Here is a 16071-nt window from a genome sequence, read left to right on the forward strand (position 1 = left end):
ATAAGGTAGACACATTTTTATTTTACTGTGCTGCAGGACAATAACAATCATACTTACGTTCTGATTGTCCAAAATCGTAACCTACTGTTATTTGATGAAAACCTCCGTTATCAAAGCGAATGTCTCCCATTTGGTAGGAGTAGTTATAAGAAACTAAGAAGTTCTTAATATTAGCGCCTATAATTGGTGTTATTAACTGTAACCTTTGTTCTCCAAAAGTTCCGTTAGATTGAAACTGAGCACCATCAAAGCTTCTACGATAAGAAATACCTGCCCAAAGTCTACCAAAATCTACATCTCTATAAACTTTTCCGTTTATATCTAATGTTTTTTCTTTTGTAAAATCTGTAAGCTGAAATAAAACTGAAGGTTCTATCTGCCATTCATTTCTTCCAAAAATATGACCAGCAGAAATTAAATATCTTTTTAAATTATCAATTTCTATAGCAGTATACAAATCTCTACCACTACCTAACGCATTTAATACTGCAGCATGTGCATAAAAATCTCTATAGTTATAAGACATTCCAAAATCTAAATTAAAATAACCAACACTATTATTAGTTCCATTAATAATAGGATCCGGGATTACGCTTCTAAATTCAGATTCATCTAAATTACTTTGTAAGTATCCTGCGCTTAAACCAAAAGATAATTGGTTTAAAGACCTTATATCTCCGCCACCCATTCGTAAGTGATGTGCGTATGTAGCTTTAAATCCTGTTTGCGAATGATACCCATTAGCATCATTATAAAATATAGCGCCTATTCCACTATCACTATCTGCAACTCTAAAATGCGCATTTAATGTCTGTAGGCTTGGTGCTTCATCTACATTAAACCATTGCTTACGTATAGTACCACGAACTTTGCCTCCTTCTCCAATACCTGCCATGGAAGGAAATACTAAATAATAGTTATCGGATAAATAATCAAAATAAACAGGAACCCCTTCTTGTGCATAAGAATTAAAACTTAACGCAAAGAAAGACAATAGAAGTAAAATTCGGTTTTTCATCTAGTAAATGGGGCTAATTAGTTGTTATACCTTCTAAATATATAGTATAACGAGCCAAATACAACAATATTATCCAAATGATTACTAAGAATTACTTTGTATTTTTGTAAAAAATTTAGATTCATGAAGGAGTACACAATTACAGTTGTTAGCACAAACAATCCTAACATATTAAAATTTGAAACAAATCACCTTTTAACAAGCCATACCAATTTCGAATATAAAAATATTGATGAAGCTAAAAACTCGCCTTTAGCACAACAGTTATTTTACCTTCCTTTTATAAAGACTGTTTATATTTCTGGCAATTTTATTGGCTTAGAAAGATATGATATTGTTGCTTGGGATGATGTTAAAGATGAAGTTGCACAACAATTAGTAGAATACTTAAACTCTGGTGAGCCAGTTGTTATAGAAGAGAACACCGACAAACCTGTTGCGGTAACTGTTTATGCAGAAGTTACGCCTAACCCAACTACAATGAAGTTTGTTGCTAGCAGAAAAATAGTTGCAACAGCTTTTGAGTTTAAGAATATTGATGAAGCAAAAGATTCCCCATTAGCTTTAGAATTATTTCAACTTCCTTTTGTTAAACAAGTTTTTATTGATGAAAATTATGTGTCGGTCTCTAAATATGATGTTGCAGAATGGGAAGACATTACTATGCCTTTAAGAGAACTTATTAGGGAGTTTATTGCTGCAGGGAAACAAGTAGTTTCAGATTCTATTGAACAGCAAACAAAAGTTGCTGCTCCTGTTGAAGTAGAAAAAGCGGTTAGCCTAGATGACACCTCTAAACAAATTATAGATATTTTAGAAGAATATGTTAAACCAGCTGTAGCTAGTGATGGTGGTAATATTTTATTCCAATCTTATGAAGAAGATACTAAAACCGTAAATGTAATTTTACAAGGTGCTTGTAGTGGCTGTCCTTCTTCTACATTTACATTAAAAAACGGAATAGAAACTATGCTTAAAAATATGATGGGTGATAAAATAAACGAGGTGGTTGCCGTAAACGGTTAGTACACTTTTCGCATCTTAAAGAATAAAAAAGCGCCAAATAAATGGCGTTTTTTTATTTTACTTTTTTCTGTTGCATTACAAAATCTTTTAGATAGTAAGGCTCAAAGTAAGCTACATCTTCAAAATCTTTATTTTGATATTTTTGATAAGATAATTTTGCCATTTCTTTAGCAGATGGAACTACACTAGTATTAAACTCAAAATTAAGATGCGTTAAAATATCTTTACATTTTTCCGCTCCATTACCTGCAATAATGACTTTACCATTTTCTACATACTTACTAAAAGAATTTTCGTCTATAATTTCTGCACGAGTTTCTCTTATTTCTGAATACGAAGCGTTAAAAACAGTAGAATACACTTCCATCCTTCTTGCATCTAAAACCGGAATAATTACTGTATTTTCTTCCAAAACTACTTGATGTGCCATACTTTCTAGTGTGGCTATAGAAATTAAAGGGACATCTAAAGAAAAACATAACCCTTTTGCAGCAGAAACGCCAATACGCAAACCTGTATAAGAACCTGGGCCTTTACTTACCGCTATGGCATCTATATCTTTACTAGATAAGGAAGCTTCTTGTAAAGCTTCCTCTATAAATATATGTAATTGTTCTGCGTGTGAATAGTTAGAAGAGTCATGCTCTTTTAAAACAATAAGTTCTCCATCTTTTGCAATACTAACAGAACAGTTAGTAGTTGCCGTTTCTAAATTTAATAATATTGCCATAAGGACTACAAATATAATCTAGTTTAAGCTTATAGGAATACCAAAATAGAATTCTAATATTTTTAACCTAAAAATATAATCATATTTAGTACGTACTACATCTGCCTCTGCGTTATCTACTCTTGATTGCGCCTGACTAAAGTTAAAAGCATTCATTAAACCTACATCAAAACGCTCTTTAGAATAATTATAGGCCAATCTTCTTGCTTCTAGTGTTTTTTCTGCTGCTTCATATGCTTTATAAAAGGTTTTAACATCTACATAAGCCTGTTGTATGTTTGATTCTAAATCTAACTTATCTTGTTCAAATTGCAGCTTACTTTTTTCTAGTTGAATCTTTGCTCTTTTTATACCATTCTTTGTACTAAATCCATTAAAAATAGGAACATTTAATTGGGCACCATAAGAAACTCCATCAAAAATCCATAATTGATTTGTAAAACTAGGGTCAATTCCCCCTGGAAGAGTGGTAGCATCAGAATATCTAGAACCATAGTTAGCAAATCCCGAAAGTGTAGGGTAAATTGCTCCTTTTGCTATTTTTAAATCCTTTTCGGCAAGAGAAACATTAGATTCAGAAAACTTAATATCATTCCTGTAGCTTACAGCTTTATTAAAAATATCTTTTGCAGAGTTATCTAATATATTTGAAGGCGGAATAGCAAAAGCTTCTTCTACTACATCAAAATTTTGATAATCTGTAATTTGCAATAATTGGGCTAAATTTATTCTAGATATTAATACTCTACTCTCACCGTTTACAATTTGTTGTTCTTGGTTCGCCGCAGTTGCCTCAATTTCTAACAAATCTCCTTTAGGTACAACTCCAGAATCTACTAACTCTTTAATTCTTTTTAAATCTTGTTCTGTAACAGCGTATTGCGCTCTAGATACTTTTAAATTTTCTTTATTAGATAAAACTTGTAAATAAGCATTAGCAACATTTAGTCTAATATCATCCTTTAAATCATCTAATCTATATTGCGCTGCAATGGCGTTTAATTTTGCTCTATTTAGTCTATTTACATTTCGTAAACCATCAAATAAAGTAATATTAGAACTTAAACTTCCATTAACATTAAAAGCAGTAGTATTTGTTGGTGCATTATTTGTAGGGTTAATAGAAAATCCTGTATTGCTAGATGCTGAACTTGAAGCATTTAAGTTTGGTAATAAATTTCCAAAAGCATCCGACTCTTCAATTTTAGTATTCTCTAAATCTAAGGCAAACTGCTCAATTGTAAGGTTGTTTTCTACTGCATAAGTAACACACTCTTCCAAAGTCCATTTCTTTTCTTGTGCAGAAGCTATACCCAGCACTAAAACTAAAAATAGTGTTGTTATTTTAAATTTCATTTTTGATTGTTTTTGATTATTGATTGATGCTTTTTACTCTTCACTTTCTTCGGAATCTTCCTCTTTTTTATTTTCATCACCAATTTTAATCGGCTCTGTTTTATTCCATTGTTTCACCTCATCTTCTTCTGTAATACCTGAAACTATTTCCACATTAACTCCATCAGATATTCCAATTTCAAGATTTTTTCTTTCAAACTTTTGATCATCTACATTACCATTAGCGACTTCTACATAAGGTTCATCTGTCTTTTTATCAAACTGTAGTAACGCTTCAGGAATTACAAGAACATCTTCTTTTTTCTCTAATACAATAGATGCATTTGCACTATACCCAGCTCTAATAAAAAGATCGTCTTTAATTTCTACGTCTCCCTCTATTCTAAATTGCACTGCTCCAGTTTCTTCTACACCTTTAGGTGCTATAAATTTTAATTTAGCATCTAACTCAACATCTTCAACAGCTCCTAAACTAATTTTTAATGGCGTTCCTACTTTTAATTTTCCTACTTCACCTTCATCTACTTTTCCTTCAAATATCATTTTACTTAAATCTGCAATAGAAGCAATAGTAGTACCATCATTAAAATTATTACTTTGAATAACCTGATCCCCTTCTTCTACAGGAATTTCTAAAATTGTCCCTGCTACTGTAGCTCTAATATTTGTATTTGCACTAGAAGAACCGCCAGAAGAACCTACTCTAATAATCTGGTAATCTGCTCTAGAATTTTTTAGTTCTTGCTCTGCTTGGTTATATTGTAATTGAATTGTGTTATAGTCTTGGCTAGAAATTACCCCTTTATCAAAAAGTTTTTTATTTCTGTCAAATTCAATCTTAACATTATTTAATGCCAACTCTGCATTACGAACTCTACCTCTAGACTGGTTTAAAGATTGTTCATTTGGAACCACTTTAATAAGTGCAATTAAATCTCCAGCCTTAACTTTTGCCCCTTCTTCTAAATATATTTTTTGAATAATACCAGAAATTTGAGGTTTTATCTCTACCTCTTCTTCTGGTACAACCTTGCCTGTTGCAACTGTTTTTTTCTCTATGTTAGAAATAAATGGTTTACTAGTTTCATACGTAATTGCAGATTTGCTGTTAGATTTTATAAAAAATACGGCAGCCCATAACGCACCTAATACCAAAAGACTTATTAGAATGTACTTTACAATTTTATTCATTTTATTTGTGTTTATTGTATAATTGGTTTTATTATTCTTCTCTTAATGCATCTATTGGCTTAATACTTACTGCTCTTTGCGCTGGTATTAAACCTATTAATGTTCCTAAAATTACCATGATTGCCAAAGCTCCTAAAACATAAGGTATGGGTACAGTTGGATTGGCATATGGAAAATCTGCATCTTTAGTAAAAGCATTTAATCCGCTAAGTAAGCCCGCACCCAAAATAATACCAACTACTCCTGCTATAAGGGTTAAAAAAACAGACTCTAATATAATTTGATTTCTTACTTCTGAAGGAGTTGCTCCTAATGCTCTACGTACTCCTAATTCTTTTGTACGTTCTTTTACCGAAATTAAAAGTATATTTCCAATACCTATTACCCCTGCCAGTATGGTAGCTATACCTACAACTAGTGACATAAATGTTAATCCGTCTGCAAAACCCATAATTTCACCAAAACGTTCTCCTAAATTAAAAGACCCAAAAGCCCTCTCATCTTTAGGGTTTACTCTATGCGTACTTTTTAATATTGCTTTTATATCTTTTTCTACTTGTACAACATCGGCATCATCATAAGCTGCTATACATAAATAACCTACATTATCTCCTGAATTATACAATTTTCTATAGGTAGAAAATGGAATAAACATGGCACTATCCGAATCGAAACTCACGCCTTGTGCTAATTTATGAACTCCTATTACCTGAAAATACACATTACCAACACGTATATAAGCACCTACTGGATCCTCCTCTTTTTTAAATAATTCTTGTTGTACACGTTCTCCTATAACAATTACTTTTCTGGCTTGATCCATATCTTCTTGATTGATAAACCTTCCTCCATCAAAAATTTTCTTAGTAGATATTTTTGTATAAATAGGATAATCGCCATTAAGGGTATAAGAACCCGATTTTTGTCCTCTTACAGTATACACAGGTTCTGAGCCAAAACCACCTTGAGTAATTCTAGGGGCTATAAATTGTATTTCTGGAATTCTATTTTCTAAAGTTTCTACATCTCCCAATTTAAGCTGCATAGGTCTACCTGTTTTAAAACCATCATATGGCATGCTCGTATTTTGCGCCCAAACAAACATACTATTCATAGCTACGGTTTTAAAAGCTTTATCAAAACCATTATCTAAACCTTTGGCTGCACCAGAAAGTGCTACGTAAATAAAAATACCCCAAAGAACACCTATTACTGTAATTATTGTTCTGGTTTTATTCTTACTTATAGAACCAAAAATCTCTTGCCATGTATTGCTATCAAATAAAAACTTCATATTATTCGTCTCTTAATGCTACAATGGGTTTAATTCTTGCCGCTCTTTTAGCTGGTATATATCCTGCAATTGCACCAAAAACAATTAGCAAAACTGTTGCTCCAATTGCAATTGGCATATCTATATAAGGGTCTGTAATAAAACGGTCTTTTAATTTATCTCCCATAGAATTTAGAATTGCTATTCCTATAATCATTCCTATGAAACCAAAAACCGTTGTAATAAAAACAGACTCTAACAAAATAGTTCCTATTACCGCTTTTGGAGTGGCTCCTAAAGCTTTTCGTATTCCTAATTCTTTAGTACGTTCTTTTACTACAAAAACCATAATATTACTTATTCCTATAATACCTGCTATTATGGTGCCTATTGCCACAAAACCAACAATCATTTGTAAAACAAATGCCATTTGCTGTGTTTGCTTAAGACCTTCTGCAACGTTTCTTACATAAAGGCCGTTCTGGTCATTAGGATTAATAAATTTTTTATTTTTTATAAATTCTGTTAGTCCTTTATCTAGTGCTAAGGCACCAGCATATCCTAATTCTGGTCTAAAAGCAACAATAATCTGATCAATTTTATCTGTGTTTTTTTCTATTAATTGCCTTGTAGTATATGGAATATAAATACGTCTTTCTTCATCATCGCCACCTTCATCTTGGTAAACTCCAATAACTTTAAAGGCACTACCTCCAATGTCTATATATTCTCCCATTGCATTTTTTGCACCAAAAAGGTCTTTTTCTACAAGACGACCAATAACCGCAGTCTTGCTCTTTTCCTTAACATCTTTTACATTAAGGTATCTTCCTTTCATAATAATAGTCTTCTCTGCTATTTGATGCGATGGTGCTACCGCTCTTGTAGAATAATTGTTAGACTCATTCTTATATTTAACCAATCCGTTTCTTGAAATTCTTGGCGTTATGTATTCTAAAAAAATTGGAAAATTAGTTTTTATATCTTCTAAGTCCGAATTATCAAATTCTATTCGCCTACCAGATTTATACCCTTTATATGGTTTTGATGTTTGCCCTGGAAAAAGAGTTATAATGTTTTGAGCATCATCTTCAAAAAACTTAGAAAAAGTATTCTTAAGACCATTACCAAAGCCAAAAAGAACTACAAAAATTAAAATACCCAAAGCAACTGTAAACCCAGATAAGAAAGTCCTAAGTTTATTCTTTTGGATGGTTTCAAAAATTTCTTTCCAGTTATCTCTACTAAACATATTGAGATGCTCTTACTTGCTCTACTTTTTTATCTTCAATAATAACGCCATCTTTTAAATGCACAATACGTTTACACATATCTGCAATATCTGGTTCATGCGTTACTAAAAGAATTGTATTTCCTTGGTCATTAATTTTCTGAATAAGGTCCATTACCTCATAAGATGTTTTACTATCTAGTGCTCCAGTTGGCTCATCTGCTAAAAGAACTTTAGGCTCTGCTGCCATTGCCCTTGCAATTGCAACTCTTTGTTTTTGCCCTCCAGATAATTCATTTGGCAAATGTGTTGCCCATTCTTTAAGACCTACTTGCTCTAAATATTTTAGCGCCTTTTCTTGGCGTTCCTTACGACCAACTTTTTGATAGTATAATGGCAGTGCTACATTTTCCATAGCACTTTTATAATTTATTAAATTAAAGGATTGAAAAACAAAACCTAAAAATTTATTTCTATACTGAGCTGCTTTGGTTTCATTTAAATTTTTAATTGGAACACCATCTAATGTATAAGAACCTTCATCTAACTCATCTAACATACCCAAAATATTAAGTAATGTAGATTTTCCAGAACCGGAAGACCCCATAATAGCTACTAACTCTCCTTCTTTTACCGAAAAATTAATTCCTTTTAATACGTGTAACGAATTGCTACCCATTTTATAAGATTTGTGAAGATCTTTAATTTCTATCATAGTAGTTATCTTATTTTTTGATGGCTATTTTTTAAACACATAACAGTTAGACTTCTAAGTTCCTTAATTGTTACGTTTTTCTTTCAAAATTATTTGTTAAATATTACTTAGATTCTTCATCAGACTCTATTTCATTCCAAACTTTTACTTTATCCCCTTCATTAACACCCTCTTTTACTTCTACATAAATACCATCACTTACTCCTAACTCTACTTCCTTACGTTCAAATTCTTGCTCTCCAATTGCAATCTCTACAAAAGGTTTTTTTGTTTTGCTATCGTACTGCACTAGACCTTCTTTTAAAGACAAAACACTATCTGCTTTAGCTAATATTATAGATGCATTAGCACTTAAGCCTGCTCTTATAAATGTAGTGTCCTTTTTACTTAACGTCCCTTTAATTTCAAACTGTATTGCTCCATTTTCCTCTACACCTTTAGGTGCTATATAGTCTAAAACAGCATCAAAAGTTTTATTTTCAATAGCTCCTATAGTAATTTCTAAAGGCAAATTTTCTTTTATTTTTCCTACTTCAGACTCATCAACTTTTCCTTCAAAAATCATTTTTTCCACATCTGCAATAGAAGCAATTGTAGTTCCTTCGTTAAAGTTGTTACTTTCTATAACTTGGTTTCCAACCTCTACAGGAACATCTAAAACCATTCCGCTAACGGTTGCTCTAATTAATGTATTTGCAGCATTACCAAAACCTCTTGTTGTACCTGTTTTTACAATATCGTACCTTTTATTGGCTGCATTGTATGCTTGTTTTGCTTGATCATAAGACACCTGAGCTCTTTCTAAATCTACTTTAGAGATTACCCCTTTATCAAACAAACCCTTTTGTCTTAAATGATTTCTTTGTTGGTCATCCAAGTTTATTTTTGCTTCATCAATAGTATTTCTGGCATCATTAAGTGCATTTAAATTTGGCACAACTTTTATTTTACATAACAAATCGCCAGATGTAACATAATCTCCCCCTTCTACATATACTTCCTCAATTACTCCAGAGATATTTGGTTTAATTAAAACCTCTTCTAAAGGCAAAATACTGCCTGTAGCCATTGTCTTTTTTATAATTGTTTTTTTAGAAGGAATTTCTGTTTGATATACCGTTGGGTCCTCTGCATTTTTTTGATACAAATAGTACATAGAACCCCCAAAGGCAACTATTATAACTAATAGAATGATGATAGTTACTGATTTTTTCATTTCCTAATTTTTAATATTTATTTTGATTGATGTGATTTTTTATTCTGCTCTTAAAGCATCTATAGGTTTTGTTTTTATAGCACTTTGCGCCGGAATAAAACCAGCTAAAAGTCCTGACACAATTAATATCATTAAAGCAGCTACTACCACTCCTAGACTTACACTTGGGTTTACAAACATATCTACAGGTCCGTTCATATCTAACATTTTATTTATCCCATAAATAAATAATGCTCCAAATGTAATTCCTGCCATACCAGATATTATGGTTAAAAAAATAGATTCCATTAAGATTTGTAATTTTATAGACCATGGGTCTTCTCCCAGTGCTCTTCTAATACCAATTTCTTTGGTCCGTTCCTTTACCACAATTAGCATAATATTACTAACACCAATAATTCCAGATAATAAAACTAAAACCCCAACGAAATACGCTATAAAACGCATAGCTCCAAAAAGACTTTCTACTCTATTATACTGTTCATACAAATCAAAATTACCAACTGCTCTTTTATCTTCTGGGTGTACTTTTCTATTTTCTTTAACCAATGCCACAATGCGTTCCTTTAGGTTAGAAATTGAGCTCCCATCATTTGCAGTTATAGCCATCCAACCAACATTATCTCCTCTATTAAAAGCTTGCGAAAAAGCAGTAAACGGAACATAAATTTCTTTTTGAGCTTCTTCCCCATCTCCGTCGTTACTTTTTTTCTTATACGTACCAACTACTAAAAAACTAATCCCTTGTATTTTTATATAAGTACCTAAAACTTTTTCTTCTTTCTTGTATAAACCAGTTTTTACACCCTCACCAATAATGGCAATTTTTTTCTTCTCCTTAATATCGGAGTAATTAATAAAACGACCAGAAGTAATAGCCATTGGTTCTTGCTTAATAATTTCTGGATAATCTCCATAAACGTTATAAGCACCTACATTAATTCCTCTAACCACATTATTACCACCACCAAAACCACCTAGCCTATTTCTTGGTGAAACAAATCTAAGGTTAGGAATGTTATCTTTTATAGACTGCACATCGTCTACTTTAAAATTAAAACGCCTTCCTTTTGGTAAGCCTTTATAAGGTTTAGTGGTATTTCTTGTCCACATAAACATTGTATTTGTTGCAATATCTCCAAAATCGGATTTTATACCATTTTCTAACCCTTTGCCAGCAGCCAATAGGATTATAAGTATAAGAATACCCCAAAATACTCCAAAAGCAGTTAAAACCGTTCTAAACCAATTACTGGTTAGCACTTCTAAAATTTCTTTCCAACGATCTTTATTAAACATATTTTATTCGTCTCTTAAGGCATCAATAGTATGTATACTTGCTGCTCTCCACGCAGGAAAAAAGCCAGCAACAGCTCCTGCAAAAATTAATACAAATACTGTTGTTATAGCTACATTAAAATTTACAGAAGGATTTAAAATATAATCAACCTCTATATGTGGCCCTACAATTTCTAGTAGTCCCATACTAAATATTAATCCGGCAAATCCGGATAGGGCGGTGACAAAAATAGCTTCATGCAAAATCATACCAACTATAGACCATGGTTTTGCTCCCAAAGCTTTTCGGATACCTATTTCACGTGTACGCTCCTTTACAACAATGAGCATAATATTACTAACACCTACTACCCCTGCAATTATGGTACATATACCAACAAACCAAAAGAACATTTTTATACTGTTTGTTAGGTTAAAAAATCTCTTTGCTTCTTCCATAGCACTCCACACTTCTATAGCGTTATCATCTTTGGGAGATATAGTATGAGCACTTTGTAAATATCCTTTTAAATCTCTTTTAAATTGTATTGCTTGCGCAACAGTTTCTTCAAAAGTTTCAGCCGGTGCTAAAGTGTAAGATAAATTATTAACCCTATCTCCTCCATTAAAAGCTTTCTGTGCTGTAGTTATTGGAATATAAATTCTTTCTTCTTCTCTATCTTCCTTTTCTTTAAACTGACCAATAATTTTAAAAGGAATTCCTGAAATTTCTATAAACTCTCCTATTGGAGTTTCTAAATCTCCAAAAACATCTTTTCTTATTTTCTCTCCAATTACGGCAACTTTTCCTGTAGTAATTTCATCGTGATAATTTATAAAACGCCCTGCAGTAATTTTAGCATTTTCTATTTGCTGAAACTGACTAGAAACCCCTTGAATACCATAGGCCAAAGCTTCTTTTCCGTAATTTACCGATACATTTCTAACAAAAATTCTAGGAGATTGGTACTCTATATTTTCCTCTAATAGTTGGGTTGAAAATTCGTAGTTCTCATTGGTAAGAGTAATTCTTCTTCCTGGATTAAGGCCTTTATATTCTATTGTAGTTACACCAGGCCACACCCAAACACTAGTTGCTGCGTCTTGTTCAAATTCTGCGGCAATTCCATTTTGCATACCTTGTCCAAAACCTAATAAAATAACTAGAATAAATATTCCAGAAGCTACAGAAAGACCGGTTAAGAATGTCCGTAGTTTATTTTTTTGAATGGTATCAAAAATCTCTTGCCATCTTTCGATGTCAAACATAGGTTGATTTTGATTGATTGATGGTTACAACACAAAATGCATTGCACCTATAAGACTACAGAAAGGTATAATTGTTACAGTAAAGAAGTGTTAAAAAAAATATAAAACGCTATTTCATTTTTTTGTAGATAAAATAAAACACGCCACCTACCAATATATATGGTATTGCCATAAGATAAACAATACCATTATTTACGCCTTCTGCTGTTGTAGTGTTTTCACCACTTTCTAAAACAGCCCTACACATAGCACATTGCGCTTGCAAAAAGTCTGGAGCAATTAGTAACAATAGAAAAAGAATTAAACCTATTTTTTTCATGCTAACATTTTTATACATGCGTATAATATGGTGAAATCATAAAATAAACTACAACTCCCGTAATTGCAACGTACAACCAAATAGGGAATGTAATTTTTGCTAATTTCCTATGCGCTTCATATTTTCCTAAATATGCCTTAGCATAGGTACGTAATACCAAAGGTATTATTGCTATAGACAAAACTATATGCGTAATTAATATAAAAAAGTAAATGTATTTTAATAATCCTTCTCCACCATATGAGGTAGAATCTGACGTCATATGATAACCAATATACATTATCAAAAATAAGAGAGACAAACCAATACAGCTAGTCATTAATTTTTTATGCAATTTTTTATTCCCATTCTTTATTGCCCAAACCGCAATTACTAAAATAATAGCAGTAAGACCATTTATACCTGCATAGATTGGAGGTAAAAAAGATAATGGCTTTACATTTGGAATTTTAACCCCAAAGAGTAATGCAACCACAATAGGAACTATAATAGATACAATAGTTATAAGTCTATTAAATTTTTTTTCTTTAATTGTAATAGTATCCGACATTTTATTCTGCTAGTAGTTTTTTAATATCTTCTTTTAAAATAGAAATTTGTTCTTTTTCGCCTTCTTCATTTTCTCCTTGCTGTTCGGTAATTGCACCTCTATAATAAATTATTGGGTTATTTGCGGCATCTAATCTAGAGCGCATAAAACCATTTTTATCTATTAGTGCAAACATACCGGAATGCTCAAAACCTCCTGCAACCTCTTGATTTTCTTTTGCAAAAATATAAAACCCTTTATTTGCAAGCTCGTATATATCTTCCCTATTCCCTGTGAGCAAATGCCAATCTAAGTTTGTAATTCTATGCTCCTCTGCATATGCCTTTAAAACCATTGGAGAATCATGTTCAGGGTTTATCGTAAAAGAAGCTACACCAAAATCATTAAATCCTTTAAACTCCTCTTGAAGTTCTATCAAATTTTTATTCATTACTCGACAAATAGATGGGCAGGTGGTAAAAAAGAATTCTACTACATATACTTTACCTAAATAATCTTTATTCGTAATAAATAGGCTATCTTGATTGATAAATGAAAAATCTGGAACCTTCCTATGCTCCCCATTAACATCTATAAATGCTAAACGGCTCATTCTATCATTATCTACAATAGTCCCTGTTTGTACCCTATCTATAATTCTTGGAATAAAAATAATTCCAAAGACAAGAACTATTAAAGAAACCCAGACATATGTATAATTCTTTTTCATAAGTCCTACTATCTATTTGCAGCGTTCTTTTTAAGAGCCATTCGGTATTCTGCAAGGATAATCTTTACATCATCTTCCATCTTATTATTTAACTCTGCTACAGAATTAGCGTTAAAACCATATTTAGTACCCTCATCTTCATCTGATGTTCTACCTCTTAAACTTAGGTCTTTATCTACTATAAAAACATAAGGTGTAGAATAGTTAGAATCTAACTTAATATTGGTTTGTAAACTATTATATACATTTTGAATTTCAGAAGTATCTGCAAAAACAAAGTTCCACTTATTTATATTTACTAAACCTCCTAGTTCTTTCTTGAGCTCTTTAACTTTATCTTCTGCTCCTAAAGGAACCAACATTACAAATTGAAAATCTTTAAACTCAAAAAATTGCTTATATATTTTTTGATTTAAATTAAAAGCAGCTCCTTTTTTAACTTCTACATTACTACCTAAAAATCCAAAAATAGATATTTTATTAGCAAAAGTAACTTCAGAATTTAGGGAAGAAACATCTTCAATATTCTCTGTAAGAATAGGTAATTTACCAAAGTTATTTACTCCAGATGCAAAAAAGAGATATGCAACAACAGGCAGAATAAAAAGAACAACTAAGACAAAAACTTTTTTCATATATGTAATAATATAATAACTCTACAAAAATAAAAAAGACGGCTTAAAACCGTCTTTTTTATTTGTTAAATCTATTTTTATATTAGAAATTCCAAGTAACAAAACCATCTTTATAAACTTCATAAATATAATCGGCCTCTGTTAAAAGAATAAATACCAAGTATATTACTAAAAATATTGGTGTCCAAACTAAAGCTCTTCTAAAAGCAGATTTCTCATCTCTTAAGTGCATAAAATCCCATGCTATGTAATAGGCTTTCACTAAAGTTAAGATAATGAAAATCCAGTTTAATAATTTCATCCCTAATACAGAAGTTCCCGTGAGAGATTCTGGCTTAATAATACCTAAAACAACTTCTACCGCAGTAACAAGAGATAAAAAGATAAGTACTCCCCAAATTTTTTGCGTGTTATTCTTAAACTTTAAAAGACCTCTAAATATTTCTAATTTGTGTTCGTGTGCCATTATTTATGCTTTAAAATTTCAATTAAATGAAATGCCGTATCTATTTTTTTATTAAACTAGGTAAAAGAATGTAAATACAAATACCCAAACTAAATCTACAAAGTGCCAGTATAAACCAACTTTCTCTACCATTTCGTAATGGCCTCTACGCTCATAAGTTCCTATTACAACATTAAAGAAAATAATAAGGTTTATTATTACCCCTGACAATACGTGAAAACCGTGAAAACCTGTGATAAAGAAAAAGAAATCTCCAAAAAGTCTACTACCGTATTCATTGTGTATTAGGTTAGCTCCTTCTACAACTTGTGTTGCATTTTCTAACTTCTTTAAAGATTCTCCTCTAGAAAGTAATGTTTTATGCCCTTCTTCATTAATAGTTTCTGTACGAACTAAAATGTTAGAATTAGCCTTAAATCCTTTTACTACCTCCTTAACAGAGTAGCTTGGCACATAACCTTCATCATAAAACCAAACTCCATTTTTATTCTCGTGCTCTACTCTTTCTCCCGGAATAGTTATTGCAAAATCTTTTAACGCAGCTCTTTCTCCAGAATCTGCTTTAACAAATTGTAATATTCTACCACCTTTTGTTTCTAGAGCTCCTTTATCTCCTTTTATAAACGTATTCCACTCCCATGCTTGAGAACCAACAAAAATAGCACCTCCAATAACAGTTAGGAACATATACCATATTACTTTATTTTTTTGCATTTTATGACCTGCATCTACAGCAAGTACCATAGTTACAGAAGACATAATTAAAATAAAAGTCATTAATGCCACATATATCATAGGATAGCTACCATGCGTAAATGGAACGTGTGTAAAAACCTCATCGGCAATTGGCCAAGTTTCTATAAACTTAAATCTTGAAAAGCCATATGCCGCAAGAAAACCAGAAAATGTTAAGGCATCCGAAACTAGGAAAAACCACATCATCATTTTACCATAACTTGCTCCTAAAGGTTGGTTATCTCCACCACCCCATACATTCTCTTCTGTACTTGTTATTGTAGAATTCATAAAAAGATTACTATTTTATTAGAATTTTGGACAAAAATACTTTTTTTTTCTTCTTTAGAAAAA

17 protein-coding genes are annotated in these 16071 nt (G+C 31.7%); 1 reads left to right on the plus strand and 16 read right to left on the minus strand.

Annotated features, from left to right (window positions below):
* Positions 1-22 precede the first annotated feature (22 nt).
* Positions 23-1018 carry a PorP/SprF family type IX secretion system membrane protein gene (locus CLV91_RS00825; protein ID WP_121063023.1) on the minus strand — a complete coding sequence of 332 codons (996 nt, stop codon included), beginning with the start codon at positions 1016-1018 and terminating at the stop codon, positions 23-25.
* A 123-nt stretch (positions 1019-1141) separates the two neighbouring features.
* Here CLV91_RS00825 and CLV91_RS00830 point away from each other — a divergent pair, with 123 nt between their 5' ends.
* Positions 1142-2044 carry a NifU family protein gene (locus tag CLV91_RS00830; protein ID WP_121063025.1) on the plus strand — a complete coding sequence of 301 codons (903 nt, stop codon included), beginning with the start codon at positions 1142-1144 and terminating at the stop codon, positions 2042-2044.
* Between the two features lie 52 nt (positions 2045-2096).
* On the opposite strand, the gene tsaB is transcribed toward CLV91_RS00830, so the two are convergent.
* The 15 genes from tsaB to CLV91_RS00905 form a co-directional block, all read right to left on the minus strand.
* Positions 2097-2774: a tRNA (adenosine(37)-N6)-threonylcarbamoyltransferase complex dimerization subunit type 1 TsaB gene (gene tsaB, locus CLV91_RS00835; RefSeq protein ID WP_121063027.1), complete on the minus strand. Its 678-nt coding sequence runs from the start codon at positions 2772-2774 to the stop codon at positions 2097-2099.
* A gap of 18 nt (positions 2775-2792) precedes the next feature.
* Positions 2793-4130 carry a TolC family protein gene (locus tag CLV91_RS00840; protein ID WP_121063029.1) on the minus strand — a complete coding sequence of 446 codons (1338 nt, stop codon included), beginning with the start codon at positions 4128-4130 and terminating at the stop codon, positions 2793-2795.
* A gap of 33 nt (positions 4131-4163) precedes the next feature.
* Positions 4164-5321 (minus strand): efflux RND transporter periplasmic adaptor subunit, encoded by a 1158-nt coding sequence (locus CLV91_RS00845; RefSeq protein WP_121063031.1) that lies wholly within the window; start codon positions 5319-5321, stop codon positions 4164-4166.
* A 31-nt stretch (positions 5322-5352) separates the two neighbouring features.
* Positions 5353-6615 (minus strand): ABC transporter permease, encoded by a 1263-nt coding sequence (locus CLV91_RS00850; protein ID WP_121063033.1) that lies wholly within the window; start codon positions 6613-6615, stop codon positions 5353-5355.
* A gap of 1 nt (position 6616) precedes the next feature.
* Positions 6617-7846, minus strand: a complete 1230-nt coding sequence (locus tag CLV91_RS00855) for an ABC transporter permease (protein ID WP_121063035.1) — start codon at positions 7844-7846, stop codon at positions 6617-6619.
* Positions 7839-8540, minus strand: a complete 702-nt coding sequence (locus tag CLV91_RS00860) for an ABC transporter ATP-binding protein (protein WP_121063037.1) — start codon at positions 8538-8540, stop codon at positions 7839-7841. Before CLV91_RS00860 ends, CLV91_RS00855 begins: the two co-directional genes overlap by 8 nt.
* A gap of 103 nt (positions 8541-8643) precedes the next feature.
* On the minus strand, positions 8644-9756 hold the full coding sequence (locus tag CLV91_RS00865; protein ID WP_121063039.1) for an efflux RND transporter periplasmic adaptor subunit: 1113 nt from the start codon (positions 9754-9756) through the stop codon (positions 8644-8646).
* 39 nt (positions 9757-9795) lie between these two features.
* Entirely contained in the window at positions 9796-11055 is a 1260-nt protein-coding gene (locus CLV91_RS00870) for an ABC transporter permease (protein WP_121063041.1), read from the minus strand.
* Positions 11056-11058: 3 nt separating this feature from the next.
* Positions 11059-12303 carry an ABC transporter permease gene (locus tag CLV91_RS00875; protein WP_121063043.1) on the minus strand — a complete coding sequence of 415 codons (1245 nt, stop codon included), beginning with the start codon at positions 12301-12303 and terminating at the stop codon, positions 11059-11061.
* Between the two features lie 109 nt (positions 12304-12412).
* Positions 12413-12622 (minus strand): hypothetical protein, encoded by a 210-nt coding sequence (locus CLV91_RS00880; protein WP_121065606.1) that lies wholly within the window; start codon positions 12620-12622, stop codon positions 12413-12415.
* 10 nt (positions 12623-12632) lie between these two features.
* A complete protein-coding gene (locus tag CLV91_RS00885) occupies positions 12633-13172 on the minus strand; it encodes a DUF420 domain-containing protein (RefSeq protein WP_121063045.1) in 540 nt (179 codons plus the stop codon).
* Position 13173: 1 nt separating this feature from the next.
* Entirely contained in the window at positions 13174-13881 is a 708-nt protein-coding gene (locus CLV91_RS00890; RefSeq protein WP_121063047.1) for an SCO family protein, read from the minus strand.
* Positions 13882-13889: 8 nt separating this feature from the next.
* Positions 13890-14516 carry a hypothetical protein gene (locus tag CLV91_RS00895; protein WP_121063049.1) on the minus strand — a complete coding sequence of 209 codons (627 nt, stop codon included), beginning with the start codon at positions 14514-14516 and terminating at the stop codon, positions 13890-13892.
* A gap of 82 nt (positions 14517-14598) precedes the next feature.
* Complete coding sequence (locus CLV91_RS00900; protein ID WP_121063051.1) at positions 14599-14982, minus strand: cytochrome C oxidase subunit IV family protein; 384 nt, start codon at positions 14980-14982, stop codon at positions 14599-14601.
* Between the two features lie 51 nt (positions 14983-15033).
* The gene (locus CLV91_RS00905) at positions 15034-16008 is read right to left on the minus strand and encodes a cytochrome c oxidase subunit 3 (protein ID WP_121063053.1); all 975 of its coding nucleotides are present in this window, start codon (positions 16006-16008) and stop codon (positions 15034-15036) included.
* Between the last annotated feature and the right edge of the window lie 63 nt (positions 16009-16071).

Source organism: Maribacter vaceletii, assembly GCF_003634105.1.
In the GTDB taxonomy this organism is placed as follows: domain Bacteria; phylum Bacteroidota; class Bacteroidia; order Flavobacteriales; family Flavobacteriaceae; genus Maribacter_B; species Maribacter_B vaceletii.

Coding starts and splice junctions, on each gene's coding strand:
- tsaB (WP_121063027.1), bottom strand. CDS start 2,774: ATGGCAATATTATTAAATTTAGAAACGGCAACTACTAACTGTTCTGTT.
- CLV91_RS00880 (WP_121065606.1), bottom strand. CDS start 12,622: ATGAAAAAAATAGGTTTAATTCTTTTTCTATTGTTACTAATTGCTCCA.
- CLV91_RS00890 (WP_121063047.1), bottom strand. CDS start 13,881: ATGAAAAAGAATTATACATATGTCTGGGTTTCTTTAATAGTTCTTGTC.
- CLV91_RS00830 (WP_121063025.1), top strand. CDS start 1,142: ATGAAGGAGTACACAATTACAGTTGTTAGCACAAACAATCCTAACATA.
- CLV91_RS00860 (WP_121063037.1), bottom strand. CDS start 8,540: ATGATAGAAATTAAAGATCTTCACAAATCTTATAAAATGGGTAGCAAT.
- CLV91_RS00855 (WP_121063035.1), bottom strand. CDS start 7,846: ATGTTTAGTAGAGATAACTGGAAAGAAATTTTTGAAACCATCCAAAAG.
- CLV91_RS00900 (WP_121063051.1), bottom strand. CDS start 14,982: ATGGCACACGAACACAAATTAGAAATATTTAGAGGTCTTTTAAAGTTT.
- CLV91_RS00840 (WP_121063029.1), bottom strand. CDS start 4,130: ATGAAATTTAAAATAACAACACTATTTTTAGTTTTAGTGCTGGGTATA.
- CLV91_RS00825 (WP_121063023.1), bottom strand. CDS start 1,018: ATGAAAAACCGAATTTTACTTCTATTGTCTTTCTTTGCGTTAAGTTTT.
- CLV91_RS00870 (WP_121063041.1), bottom strand. CDS start 11,055: ATGTTTAATAAAGATCGTTGGAAAGAAATTTTAGAAGTGCTAACCAGT.
- CLV91_RS00875 (WP_121063043.1), bottom strand. CDS start 12,303: ATGTTTGACATCGAAAGATGGCAAGAGATTTTTGATACCATTCAAAAA.
- CLV91_RS00895 (WP_121063049.1), bottom strand. CDS start 14,516: ATGAAAAAAGTTTTTGTCTTAGTTGTTCTTTTTATTCTGCCTGTTGTT.
- CLV91_RS00885 (WP_121063045.1), bottom strand. CDS start 13,172: ATGTCGGATACTATTACAATTAAAGAAAAAAAATTTAATAGACTTATA.
- CLV91_RS00905 (WP_121063053.1), bottom strand. CDS start 16,008: ATGAATTCTACAATAACAAGTACAGAAGAGAATGTATGGGGTGGTGGA.
- CLV91_RS00850 (WP_121063033.1), bottom strand. CDS start 6,615: ATGAAGTTTTTATTTGATAGCAATACATGGCAAGAGATTTTTGGTTCT.
- CLV91_RS00865 (WP_121063039.1), bottom strand. CDS start 9,756: ATGAAAAAATCAGTAACTATCATCATTCTATTAGTTATAATAGTTGCC.
- CLV91_RS00845 (WP_121063031.1), bottom strand. CDS start 5,321: ATGAATAAAATTGTAAAGTACATTCTAATAAGTCTTTTGGTATTAGGT.